The 13,222-nt window shown below is 44.3% G+C and carries 12 protein-coding genes; 1 reads left to right on the forward strand and 11 read right to left on the reverse strand.

Translation table 11 applies throughout. From position 1 onward, the window contains the following. The first annotated feature begins 24 nt into the window (after positions 1–24). On the forward strand, positions 25–438 hold the full coding sequence (locus MK403_RS01770) for a hypothetical protein (protein WP_125394773.1): 414 nt from the start codon (positions 25–27) through the stop codon (positions 436–438). Between the two features lie 31 nt (positions 439–469). On the opposite strand, the gene dtd is transcribed toward MK403_RS01770, so the two are convergent. From dtd to metF, 11 genes are all read right to left on the reverse strand, one after another. Next, complete coding sequence (gene dtd, locus MK403_RS01775; RefSeq protein ID WP_268708772.1) at positions 470–913, reverse strand: D-aminoacyl-tRNA deacylase; 444 nt, start codon at positions 911–913, stop codon at positions 470–472. Positions 914–931: 18 nt separating this feature from the next. Then, complete coding sequence (locus MK403_RS01780; protein ID WP_125394771.1) at positions 932–3,148, reverse strand: RelA/SpoT family protein; 2,217 nt, start codon at positions 3,146–3,148, stop codon at positions 932–934. A 143-nt stretch (positions 3,149–3,291) separates the two neighbouring features. After that, on the reverse strand, positions 3,292–4,422 hold the full coding sequence (locus MK403_RS01785) for an ABC transporter ATP-binding protein (RefSeq protein ID WP_084949178.1): 1,131 nt from the start codon (positions 4,420–4,422) through the stop codon (positions 3,292–3,294). 113 nt (positions 4,423–4,535) lie between these two features. Then, positions 4,536–5,405, reverse strand: a complete 870-nt coding sequence (locus tag MK403_RS01790; RefSeq protein WP_268708773.1) for a PucR family transcriptional regulator — start codon at positions 5,403–5,405, stop codon at positions 4,536–4,538. A gap of 3 nt (positions 5,406–5,408) precedes the next feature. Further along, positions 5,409–5,795, reverse strand: coding sequence for a Mini-ribonuclease 3 (locus MK403_RS01795; RefSeq protein ID WP_268708774.1), 387 nt, complete (start codon positions 5,793–5,795; stop codon positions 5,409–5,411). Then, the gene (gene cysS, locus MK403_RS01800) at positions 5,788–7,131 is read right to left on the reverse strand and encodes a cysteine--tRNA ligase (protein WP_268708775.1); all 1,344 of its coding nucleotides are present in this window, start codon (positions 7,129–7,131) and stop codon (positions 5,788–5,790) included. Before cysS ends, MK403_RS01795 begins: the two co-directional genes overlap by 8 nt. 17 nt (positions 7,132–7,148) lie before the next feature. Next, positions 7,149–7,670, reverse strand: a complete 522-nt coding sequence (locus MK403_RS01805) for a dihydrofolate reductase family protein (protein ID WP_125424703.1) — start codon at positions 7,668–7,670, stop codon at positions 7,149–7,151. A gap of 8 nt (positions 7,671–7,678) precedes the next feature. After that, on the reverse strand, positions 7,679–8,443 hold the full coding sequence (locus MK403_RS01810) for a nucleoside phosphorylase (RefSeq protein WP_268708776.1): 765 nt from the start codon (positions 8,441–8,443) through the stop codon (positions 7,679–7,681). A gap of 125 nt (positions 8,444–8,568) precedes the next feature. After that, positions 8,569–9,186: a serine O-acetyltransferase gene (gene cysE, locus MK403_RS01815; protein WP_268708777.1), complete on the reverse strand. Its 618-nt coding sequence runs from the start codon at positions 9,184–9,186 to the stop codon at positions 8,569–8,571. A 15-nt stretch (positions 9,187–9,201) separates the two neighbouring features. Then, positions 9,202–11,415, reverse strand: coding sequence for a polyribonucleotide nucleotidyltransferase (gene pnp / locus MK403_RS01820; protein WP_268708778.1), 2,214 nt, complete (start codon positions 11,413–11,415; stop codon positions 9,202–9,204). Positions 11,416–12,295: 880 nt separating this feature from the next. Next, on the reverse strand, positions 12,296–13,162 hold the full coding sequence (metF, locus tag MK403_RS01825; RefSeq protein WP_268708842.1) for a methylenetetrahydrofolate reductase [NAD(P)H]: 867 nt from the start codon (positions 13,160–13,162) through the stop codon (positions 12,296–12,298). Positions 13,163–13,222: the final 60 nt, after the last annotated feature.

Raw genomic sequence — 13,222 nt, forward strand, 5'->3', positions numbered from 1 at the left:
TAGATAAAAGAGGGAGGTCTTCCTATGAAAAAGCTCTTTAGAATCCATTTTGCAGCTATTGCACTCAGCGATTTGCTACTATTAGCAATTTTTATCTCCAAAACCGATCCCTCTGTAGACTGGCTCCTGCTCTCTGGTTTTATTTTTATCCTTGCTCAAGGACTGTTGCTATTTCGCTTGGTTGTCCGACTCAAAAATCAATTCGCTGAGATTTATCCTCAGATTAACAAAAAAATTCGCCTCTACTACTTAGGGACTCTCTCAGTTGATCTTCTGTTATTGATCCTTTTAGTCTTCACCAGTTATCAGCGATTTTCCTCTCTTATGCCAATCATTACTTCTTGTCATTCTACTTTTTATTATATAATGGCTAGCCACATAAGAGAAAACTATCCAGACTTTTACGACAAACACATCTCTTTCTGGGAGTGTCTATAAACAAAAACCAAGCCAGCTGGGCTTGGTTTTCTTATCTATTTTTAGTATCAAGGATAATGGTGACTGGTCCGTCATTGATCAGCTCAACCTGCATATCCGCTCCAAAGATGCCTGTCTGAACGGACACTTCCTGAGCTAGTTTTTGATTGAAAGCGTTATAGAAGTTAGCTGCCATATCAGGCTTGGCTGCACCTGTAAAGGCGGGACGATTGCCTTTCTTAGTGTCCGCAAAAAGGGTAAACTGAGAAATAGAAAGAATTTCCCCTTCAATATCCTTGACAGACAGATTCATCTTGCCTTCTGCATCTGAAAAAATCCGCATGTTGACGAGCTTTCGGACAGCATAGTCCAGATCTTCCTCTTGGTCCTCTGGTCCTACTCCGACCAACAATAAGAGCCCCTGATTGATTTTTCCCTGAACCTGACCTTCAATACTCACTTGAACTTTCTTAACTCGTTGAACGACGATTTTCATAAAAATCCTTTCTAGATCTTAGCCATTGGTCCGTTTGACAGAGTAAACCTCTGGCACACTTTTAATCTTATCAACTACTGTCGTTAGAGTTGAGAGATTTGAGATGCCAAAAGACACATGGATATTGGCAAATTTCATATCCTTGGTTGGTTGGGCGTTAACGGTTGAGATATTCTTTGTCGTGTTTGAGAGAACTTGCAGAACATCGTTCAAAAGACCTGTACGGTTTAGACCATAGATATCGATGTGAGCAGTGTATTCCTTGCTTGAGAATTGATCTTCCCATTCCACATCAAGGAGACGCTGCTCATAGTTTTCTTGAGCACGGAGATTCATACAGTCCACACGGTGAATAGCTACACCGCGTCCCTTAGTAATGTAGCCGACAATGTCGTCACCCGGCACTGGATTACAACACTTGGCAATCCGCACTAATAGACCTGAGGCGCCTTCGATTACCACACCGCCCTCATGCTTGACCTTGAGCTTCTCCTTATTCTCAACCTTAACCTCGCCACCCTTAACTAACTCATCAGCCTCTGCCCTAGCTTTGGCACGTTCCTCCTCACGGCGTTCCTTTTCAGTCAGACGGTTAAAGACCGTAATAGCACTGATTTCTCCAAAACCAATAGCAGCAAAGAGGGAGTCTTCTGTCTTGTAGCTGGTCTTTTGAAGGACTTGGTCCATGTGCCGCTTGTCCATATACTTATTAGCCACATAGCCATTCTCTTGGAGCTGATTAATCAGCAGTTCGCGTCCCTTATTAACAGACAATTCCTTGTCTTGGTTTTTAAAGAACTGACGAATCTTGTTGCGTGCCTTGCTGGTCTTAACCATGTTGAGCCAGTCACGACTCGGGCCAAAAGAGTTGGGGTTGGTTACAATTTCGACCTGATCTCCAGTTTTGAGCTTGGTTGTCAGAGGAACCATACGGCCATTGACCTTAGCACCAGTTGCTTTTTCACCGACTTTGGTATGGATTTCATAGGCAAAATCAATCGGGCCTGAATCTTTTGGAAGGGAGCGAACTGCACCATCTGGGGTAAAGACGTAAATCTCCTCCGCCAGATACTCTTCCTTAACAGACTCGACAAATTCCTTGGCATCGTCAGCCTGGTCTTGGAGCTCCATCATCTCCTTGATCCAGTTCATACCAATCGCAGACTCTTTGCTGTTGACCTGACCTTTGATTCCTTTCTTATAAGCCCAGTGAGCCGCAACCCCGTACTCAGCCACTTCGTGCATTTCCTTGGTCCGAATCTGGAATTCAATCGGTCCTTTTGGCCCATAGACGGTCGTATGGATAGACTGGTAACCGTTGGCCTTGCGGTTAGCGATATAGTCTTTGAAGCGGCCTGGCATAGGTTTCCAAAGTTCATGCACATAACCCAGCATGGCGTAAACATCACTCTGGGTATCCAAGATACAGCGAATGGCAATCAGGTCATAAATCTCCTCAAAGCGTTTCTTCTTATCCTGCATCTTGCGATAGATAGAGTAGATATGCTTGGGACGGCCATAGATTTTCCCTTTTAGATTGCGTTCGGAAGTGTAGTCCTCTAACTTTGTCACGACTTCATCGACCAAAGCCTCACGCTCTCTGCGTTTTTCCTTCATCATATGAGTGATCTTGTAAAACTCAGTTGGATTGAGATAGCGGAAGGACAAGTCTTCCAACTCCCACTTGACGCTGGAAATCCCCAGACGATGAGCAAGTGGAGCATAGATTTCCATGGTTTCTCTGGAGATCCGTTCTTGCTTGTCCTTTCGCAGGTGTTTGAGAGTCCGCATATTGTGCAAACGGTCCGATAATTTAACCAAGATAACACGGATATCCTCAGACATGGCCATAAGCATCTTGCGGTGATTTTCAGCCAATTGTTCCTCAATCGATTTGTACTCAACCTTACCAAGCTTAGTCACTCCATCAACAATAATGCGAACTTCATGACCAAACTCTTGCTCTAAATCATCCAATGTCGCATCCGTATCTTCAACCACGTCATGCAAAAAACCACAGGCAACTGTCACGGCATCTAGCTTAAGCTTAGCTAAAATCCCTGCCACCTGAATGGGATGAATAATATAGGGCTCGCCAGATTTACGGTATTGACCACTATGGCATTCAACTGCGTAAACTAAGGCTTTATGTACAAAAGCAACATCTTCTTTCGATAAATATTTTTGCGTTAAAGCGACAACCTCATCGCCCGACAAATTCACTTCTTTCGGCATTTATTCTCTCCAATTCTTCCTACCATTTTATCACTTTTTTAAGAATATTAAAACTAGAAAAGCCTGTTTTCATGCCTAGCCTAAGCAATTAAAAGAAAAACACTGCAAGAGAGACTCTGCAGTGCTTTGTTATTTTATTTATCTTAGTAAACTGTTTTTTCAGTTTCTACGTCGAAGAAGTGTGCTTTGTTCAAGTCAAATCCAAGTTCAACTGTTGCACCTGTTTGCAAGTAGTCACGAGCATCCACTTTGGCAACAAATTCGTCTTTACCAACTTGGCAGTAAAGGTGAGATTCTGAACCAAGCAACTCAGATACTGAGATCGTAGCTTTGACAACTGATTCTGGGAATGTTTCAAGGAAAGCAGGTTCTGCATTCACATCTTCTGGACGAATACCGAAGATCAATTCTTTTCCTTCGTAGCCTTTGTCACGAAGAACTTTCAAAGCGCCTTCTGGAACTTTCAAGCGGAAACCGTCAGAAACAATTTCATTGCCTTCTAATTTCACATTGATGAAGTTCATAGCTGGGCTTCCGATGAATCCTGCAACGAACTTGTTAACTGGGTTTTTGTAAACTTCTTGAGGAGTACCGATTTGTTCAACACGTCCGATAGTACCTGTACCAGCAGGGTTCTTAGTTGCTGACATGATAACGATACGGTCTGCAAGAGTCATCGCTTCTGTTTGGTCGTGGGTTACGTAGATAGTTGTAGCTCCGATACGACGGTGGATTTTCGCGATTTCAGCACGCATAGATACACGAAGTTTGGCATCCAAGTTTGACAAAGGTTCGTCCATCAAGAACACTTTTGCATCACGGACGATTGCACGACCCATGGCAACACGTTGACGTTGACCACCTGAAAGGTCAGCTGGTTTACGATCCAAGAATTCTTTCAAACCAAGGATTGCTGCTGCTTCTTGCACACGTTTGTCGATATCTTCCTTGCTGTATTTACGCAATTTCAAACCGAAAGCCATGTTGTCATATACAGTCATGTGTGGGTAAAGAGCGTAGTTTTGGAATACCATGGCGATGTCACGGTCTTTTGGAGCTACGTCATTGACAACCACGCCATCGATAGATGCAGTACCTTCTGTGATGTCTTCAAGACCAGCAATCATACGAAGAGTTGTTGATTTACCACATCCTGAAGGACCTACGAAAACGATAAACTCTTTATCTTTGATGTCCAAGTTGAAGTCTTCAACTGAGTAGTGTTCGCTGTTTGGATATTTTTTGTAGATGTTTTTAAGATTTAATTCTACCATTGAGGTGAACTCCTTTTGTATTTTGATAGTTTCATTATAGATGAAAACGCTTTACATTTCTATGGCAAGGTGACCAAAAAAATTAAAAAGTTCTGTGCAACTTGCACAAAACTTTAAAGAATATCTGGTAAAATCAACTGATAACACAAGGTTAGGTCGGTCAACTCCTTCAACTGAAGTCCTGTCAATTCTTCCCATCTATCAATCTTGTATTGGAGAGAATTGCGGTGCAGGTAGAGTTGTTGGGCTGTTTTAGTGAGAACGGCACTATTTTCCCAAAGAGAGAGAATGATTTCCTGAATCTGATCCTGATCCAAAATCATCTGGTGCAGGCATTCCTTGATTACCTTCAAGTCCACGCTCCTTTCTCCCATACTCCAAAGATAGAGTTGTGAAAAGGTATGAACACCTTGGTGACCCTGACGCCACCAAGTCTTAAACAAGTCCCGCTCTGCTTGGATTAAATCTGACAGGGCCTGATACCCAGTCTGTGACCAGACCTGCCCTAACATGATAGACAGACGAAGACCAAAGTCATACTCCACTGCTTCAATCGTATCACTTAAAATAGCTCGTACAGAGGTGTACTTATCTTGTTGAAGCACAAATACATAATCCTGAGCACCGACCTGTAGCACTGTCTGGCAGTTGGGAAAGAGAGTTTGCATCATATCTAGCCAAGAGGCTAGATTTTCCTGTTGAAAATAGGAAAGATGACAATAAACCAGCTGAATTTTTTTTAATGTTTGCGGTGCCTGCCCCTTCCCCTCAATCAGATAGAGATACCAAGGATTGAGCGAACGAGCCTGCTCTTGCTGGGTCAAAAGGGCAACCAGCTGCTTTTCACGCTCGCTGAGCCCATCTTCCTCCAGTAAAATCCACTGCTGAGAAGCTAAAGGGAGAGTAAGATAGCCTGGTTTCTCAATCGGCTGATCTGAAATCTGAGCTTCAGGAAACCAGTCTTGTAATTCCTTTGCAATCATATCCTAGCCCTCCACTTTTTGGATGCACCAAGAAATTAGGGTCTCTAGACGCTCCACATTTTCAGTCAGATGGAGATAGCCCATCACTGCTTCAAAACCTGTAGACATGCGATAGGTCACCACATCAGCATTTTTAGCCTTTGTGTGGCTATTGGTATTGCGACCTCGTTTGTAGATTTCTTCTTCTTTATCCGTCAAGACTTGCTCCTCCAACATGAGGGCAATCAAGCAAGCCTGAGCCTTGGCTGAGACATACTTGGTCGCCTCTTGGTGGAGCTTGTTGGGCTTGGTTAGCCCCTGAAAAATCAGGTGACGCCGGATATACATGGAATAAACCGCATCTCCCTCAAAAGCTAGCGCAATCCCGTTAATGAGATTGACATCAATCACGTGTCCACCTCACTCCATCTTTTGTATCCAGTAGTTTAATTCCTTGAGCAGCCAATTGGTCACGGATTTGGTCTGCTGTCGCAAAGTCACGATTAGCACGCGCTTCTTGACGTTTTTGGATTAAGGCTTCAATGTCTGCATCCAAAACTTCCTCTACAAAGACAATCCCAAAGACTTCCAACATATCTGCAAGAGCTTTCTTAACACTTGCATCATAGTTGCCAGAGTTGATCCATTTGGCCATTTCAAAGACAACTGTGATACCGTTGGCAGAGTTGAAATCCTCATCCATAGCCGCTACAAACTTATCTTTAAAGTCTTGTAACTCTTGAGCATCGACAGTCCCAGTAAATGGTTGTTCATAGGTATTTTTCAGATACTTGAGATTAGTCTCTGCATCCCGCACTGCTTTTTCGGTAAAGTTGATAGGCTTACGGTAATGCTGAGTCGCAAAGAAGAATCGAAGCACTTGGCCATCAAGAGTTTTGAGGGCATCATGGACTGTGATAAAGTTGTCCAAGGACTTAGACATCTTGACATTGTCGATGTTGACAAAACCATTGTGCATCCAGTAGTTGGCGAAAGTCTTGCCTGTTTTGGCTTCTGACTGGGCAATTTCATTGGTGTGATGCGGAAACTCCAGATCGGCTCCCCCACCGTGGATATCAATGGTATCGCCCAAAATCTCTGTCGACATGACCGAACACTCGATATGCCAACCCGGACGACCAGGTCCCCAAGGACTATCCCAAGAAATCTCGCCTGGTTTTGCAGCTTTCCAAAGGGCAAAGTCCACAGGATTTTCCTTACGAGCTGTTTCTTCATCTGTACGACCTGAAGCACCCAGTTCCAAATCTTCCAAAGTTTTATTGGCCAACTTAGCATAGTTGTGGGATTTTTCCACACGGAAGTAAACATCCCCTTGACTCTCGTAAGCATAACCTTTTTCAATCAAGTCAGCGACAAAACGAATGATGTCCGCCATAAACTCCACTACACGCGGATGGCGAGTAGCAGGTTTGACGCCTAAGGCCGTCACGTCTTCACGAAAGGCAGCAATGTACTTGTCCGCAACCTCTTGAGGCGTGATGCCTTCTTCCTTGGCGCGATTGATAATCTTATCATCTACATCCGTGAAATTGGAAATATAGGCAACCTCATAGCCACGATATTCAAAGTAGCGACGAATGGTATCAAAGGCTACCGTTGAACGAGCATTCCCAACGTGGATATAGTTGTAGACGGTTGGCCCACAGACATACATGCGAACCTTGCCCTCTTCAATGGGCACAAATTCACGTAGGCTGCGGGTCATGGTGTCGTAAATTTTAATCATGCGGTCCACTCCCTTCTCTATTTCTGACTTTTTCGGCTGAAAACCAGCTCTGCAAATGGGCCAAATTGTCTGAGGTTATCCAGTTGGTAAAAGCGCTGCCCTTCCTCTTGGGTAAAGAGGGGAACCCCCTTTCCTAGGATAAGGGGTGCTATCTGAATAATGAGGTGGTCGAAAAGATCCGCATCCAAGAGCGGTCCTACCAAGGAATTACCACCAATCACAAAGACATTTTTGCCTTTGTCAATCTGGCGAACAAAGTCCACCACATCCCCAGCTACTGGCTGGTAATTGCTAACAGGCAGGTGCCTATCATGCGTAAAGACATAGTTTTCCGTAGCTTGATAAAAACTTTCTACATCTTGCAAATCTTGGATTTCCTCAAAGGTCCGCTTGCCCATGATGGTGATATCCATTTGCCTGTAAAAATCATCATAGCCTGTATCCTCTACAGAACCAAGCTGATGCAGCCAGTCTATCCTGTGCTGGCTGTCTGCCAAGTAGCCATCCATGGTGATACAGCCGTAAAAATATACTGCCATTCTTGTAGTTACCTTTCTAGTTCCTTTGCTATTGTCAAAGCGATAGTGAAAAAAGTCATGGCATCAGCTGTCCGCTCTTCATGGCGGGCATCCCAGGTTCGGTTATGATGATCCACATAGTCAGCTGTGTAGAAGAACTGATAGACTTTACTCTTGCGAAATTGACTCCAAGCCATGATAGCTGAAGCTTCCATGTCCACCACTTGAGCCCCAGCAGCTAAGCGACGCTTGACCTTATCAGGCGTTTCCCGATAGAAAGCATCTGTGGTCCAGGCCTTGGTGCGGATATGCTCAATATCGTGCTTGTCAAAGATGGCTTCCAGCTCGATCAGCAGAGACTCGTCATAGGCGACTTCGTCACCCGGTGGGGCATAGTGATAGCTAGTGCCTTCATCTCGCAAAGCAGCAGCCGGCAGGATAATCTTGTCCGCCTCAATTGAGCGATCCAAAACGCCACAAGAACCTAGAATGATGAAATTCTTGAAGCCTCTGGCCGCCAACTCCTCCAGTTGGCCAATCACTGATGGAGCTCCAATAAGCGCAGTCATGACCGCAACTTGATTTCCATCATAATTATATACATACCAAGGGAATTGACCGTTAAGATTTTTTAAATAGCCTCCTTGATAGACTTTTTCTGACTCAATCAAACGTTTCAGAATTTCGCCATTAAAGGACAGGATGATAGTTTCACAAACCTCACCCTTGTCCATAATCTGCCTATCTGTTGGCTCAACAACCCCAGCTACATCTTCGAATTCCTCTAATAACATAACTTCTCTTTCTTTAGGACTTCAGCAAAGCCTCTTTCATCTTTTCTATTGGGTTACAGTTTGCTAAAGCATTCCTTGACAAGACCTCCGTAAGATGTCTTGTTACTGTTCAAAACAAGTCTTTCTTAGAGCTCCGACGAATGGTGGCTGGCTTCGCGGGCATGCTCCAGCTTGTCCAGATAATATTCTCGCTGTTCTTCCACCTCGTGGATGGTCGGCTCGTCTTTCTGACCGTGGACGCGCACAATCTTGGCAGGGATTCCAACTACGGTCACATCACTAGGCACATCCGCCACGACGACTGCCCCCGCTCCAACTTTGGCATTTTCGCCAATTTCCACTGGGCCAATAACTTGAGCATGAGCAGAGATGAGCGCGCCTCGACGGACAGTCGGATGGCGTTTGCCAACATCCTTCCCTGTTCCCCCAAGAGTCACCCCATGATAAAGGAGAACTCCCGTCTCAACAATCGCTGTCTCTCCAATCACCAAGCCAGAACCATGGTCGATAAAGACACCTGACTCAATCTGAGCGCCTGGATGAATCTCAATCTGGGTCCAGAAGCGCCAAAACTGACTGTGCATCCGAGCCAAGAGTTTAAAGCCATGCTTCCAGAGAAAATGCGAAAGACGGTGGGCAGCCAAGGCCTTGACACCTGGATAAGTCAGTAAAACCTCCAAAGTGGTGCGCGCCGCTGGATCATTTTCTTTTACGATAGCAATGGTTTCGCGCCACCATCCCATACATTTCTCCTTTTCTTATTCTGAATCTTTTGGTTTGTGTGTAAATTCTTTCTTCGGTTTGTGATCCTTGTGATGACGTGGGCGGTGAGGACGATCAGACTTTTCACCTTTTTCATCATGCTCAGGTTTTGGAGGACGAGGAAGAAGAGCCTTCATAGAGGCATCGATGCGGCCTTTTTCATCAATCTTGATAACTTTGACATCGACTTCGTCTCCAATAGCCACCAAGTCTTCGACATTATTGGTACGCGTCCAAGCCATTTCCGAAATGTGAACAAGAGCATCTGTCTTGTCAAAGAGATTGACAAAGGCACCGAATTTCTCGATACGAACAACCTTGGCATGGTAAACTTCATCCACTTTAGCTTCACGAACCAAGCCAGCAATGATTTCTTTGGTACGGTTAATGGCATCTTGGTCGCTAGAGTAGATAGAAACATTCCCTTCTTCATCGATATCAATCTTAACGCCTGTTTCAGCGATAATCTTATCGATGGTTTCTCCACCTTTACCGATGACAATCTTGATCTTGTCCACATCAATCTTGATGGTATCAATTTTCGGTGCAGTTGGAGCCAATTCGGGACGCACTTCTGGAATAGTAGCTTCGATGACATCAAGGATTTCAAAACGAGCTTTCTTAGCTTGAGCAAGGGCTTCTGTCAAGATTTCTGCAGTGATTCCTTGAATCTTGATATCCATTTGAAGGGCTGTAATCCCGTCACGAGTACCGGCAACCTTAAAGTCCATGTCTCCAAAGTGGTCTTCCAAACCTTGGATATCTGTCAAAACTGTATAGTTGTTTCCATCTGAGATGAGACCCATGGCAATTCCTGCTACTGGCGCCTTGATTGGCACACCACCAGCCATAAGGGCAAGCGTTCCCGCACAGATAGAGGCTTGAGATGAAGAACCATTTGATTCCAAGACCTCAGCTACCAAGCGGATCGCGTATGGGAATTCTTCCAAACTTGGCAAGACTTGAGCAAGAGCACGCTCACCGAGAGCACCGTGACCAATTTCACGACGACCTGGCGCACCGTAACGACCAGTTTCCCCTACAGAGTATTGAGGGAAGTTATAGTGGTGCATAAAGCGTTTCTTGTACTCTGGATCCAAACCATCGATGATTTGAGTTTCTCCCATTGGGGCTAAGGTCAAGACTGAAAGAGCTTGCGTTTGTCCACGAGTGAAAAGGCCAGAACCATGTACACGAGGAAGATAGTCGACCTGCGCATCTAAAGGACGGATTTCATCAACCTTACGACCATCAGGACGCACCTTGTCTTCTGTAATCAAACGGCGTACTTCAGCGTGTTCCATTTGTTCTAAGATTTCAGCCACATCACGCATGATACGGTCAAATTCTTCGTGGTCTGCATATTTTTCTTCATACACTGCAGTCACTTGGTCTTTAACCGCTTGGGTTGCAGCTTCACGGGCCAATTTTTCTTCTACTTGAACCGCTTTTTGGAGGTCGCTGTTGTAAGCTGCAATGATTTCAGCTTGCAAGTCAGCATCCACATGAAGCAATTCCACTTCTGCTTTTTCCTTACCAACAGCAGCAACGATTTCTTCTTGGAAGGCAATCAATTCTTTGACAGCTTCGTGTCCTTTCAGAAGGGCTTCCAACATGATTTCTTCTGACAATTCTTTGGCACCAGACTCAACCATGTTGATAGCGTGCTTGGTACCTGCAACTGTCAATTCAAGAAGAGATTGCTCTGCTTGTTCTTGACTTGGGTTGATGATGATTTGGCCATCTACATAGCCTACTTGTACCCCAGCGATTGGTCCGTTAAATGGAATATCTGAGATAGAAAGCGCTAAAGATGAACCAAACATAGCGGCCATTGGTGCCGAAGCATTTTCGTCGTAAGAAAGCACAGTGTTGATCACTTGTACTTCATTACGGAAACCTTCCGCAAACATAGGACGGATTGGACGGTCAATCAAACGCGCTGTCAAGGTCGCGTCTGTCGAAGGACGTCCTTCACGTTTCATAAAGCCACCAGGAAACTTCCCAGCCGCATACATTTTTTCTTCGTAGTTGACTTGGAGAGGGAAGAAATCCCCAGTTGCCATCTTCTTAGACATAACGGCAGCAGTCAAGACAGTTGACTCACCGTAACGCACGACAACAGAGCCATTTGCTTGCTTAGCAACCTGACCAGTCTCTACGATTAACTCACGACCCGCAAAAGTCGTTTGAAACACTTGTTTTGTCATTTTAATCCCCTTTGGATTGATGAAATTATACGCCTTGCCTACAAAGATCAAGATACCAAGGGCGTGAAGAATCCCGTATGAAAATAGGAGATTGACGCAGTGTGCGATGCACACCAGGAAATCTATCTTTTTCACTAGGGATTTAGCCCGTGTTCAATTACTCAAGATATCAAGGACGTCAAAAGCAAAGTAAAAATAGGAAACTGACGAAGTCTTCGATGAAGACAAGACAGTTTATCTTTTTTACACAGCTTTTCGGCCGTGTTCAATTCTCAAGATACTAAGCCGTTAAGCAACTCAAAGGAAAATAGGAAATCGATCGACGGAGCGACCGCTCCTAGCTAGATTTATCTTTTTCCACAGAATTGTAGGCGAGTACAATTCTCAAGATACAAATCATTAGAAAGGATTGATGCTAAAGCATCTAAGCCTTTCATGCTAATCGCTATCATGCGATTAGCTAAATGCTTTACTAACTCCCTCGTCAAATAACATCGATTTGACTCGCTCGTGTCGCTAAACCTTGCAGTTTGAATACATTGTATTATTCAATACCCTCATCTTTGTATCAAGTACGTACAGAGTCTATTTTATCATATTTTTCTTAAAAAGTGCGGGCTTTTCTATTAAAAAGGAACCATTCCCCCATGAAAAGAGGAATGGTTTGTTGTTTATTTTATTTAGTGAATTCTTTAGCTCTCACAACTGTCATTTTTCATTTAAAAGCAAGTGAATGACAAGCTATCGTCTCAGTGGTTAAAGTAACGTTAGTTTTGCTAACGTTACAGGCAAACTGAAAGACCAAGGCTTTCAGTTTAGCCATGAAACCGAAGGTTTGCTGGCGGCCTAACCACTTCAGACGAAGTGCTAAAAGAATCGATTATCCTAAAGACTGATGGTTAAACAAGGCATGGGTTGCTTGATGGATGTATTTTGCTGTTTCAGCATTGTTCATGGTATAGAGATGCACACCTGCGACATCCTGAGTGACCAAGTCCACAATTTGGTCTACTGCATAGGCAAGTCCTGCTGCTCTGAGCGACTCAGGGTCATGCTCATACTTGTCTAAGATGGCTTTGAATTTGCGTGGAAGGTGGATATTCTCACACGTTTTCAAGAGACGGAGAGCCTGATTTCGATTCAGAATTGGCATGATACCCGCATGAATAGGAACATCAATCCCTGCCAAGGTACACTTATCTTGGAAATCATAGAAACGCTCATTGTCAAAGAAAAGTTGAGTTACGAGACTTGAGCAACCTGCATCCACTTTTTTCTTTAGATTTTGAATATCTGAGATCTGGTTTGGCGAGTCAGGGTGCCCCTCTGGGTAGCAAGCACCAACAATATCAAAATGCGACGCTTGTTCCTTGATGAACTCGATCAAATCTGTTGCGTAGCGAAAATCCTTTTGTGGTTCCACATCAGGGATGATATCCCCACGTAAAGCCAAGATTTTTCGCACACCAACCTTGTCCAAGTCCGCAAGTGTCTCTGCAACCTTCTCCTTAGTCAGATAGATAGCTGGCAAGTGAGCAATAGTTGGAATCGCCAAGTCATTCTGGATAAAGTCAGCCAAACGAACCGTTGTTTCCTTGATATTAAATTTATTATTGCTGGCAGTCACACTGATAAAGTGCGGTGTCAGCTCCCGCATATCTTGCAAGGCTGAAATAATTTTATCATTACCCACAGCTGGGTTTGGAGGGAACACTTCAAATGAAAGTGACGGCGTTTGGCGTGACATAATCATTATCCTTTTCTTTTTGATTTCATGATTGCTGAGGCGGCTAGGGCCAAGCAGTTC

Origin of the sequence: Streptococcus oralis (assembly GCF_026782285.1) — a bacterium.
Taxonomy (GTDB): Bacteria; Bacillota; Bacilli; order Lactobacillales; family Streptococcaceae; genus Streptococcus; species Streptococcus oralis_CG.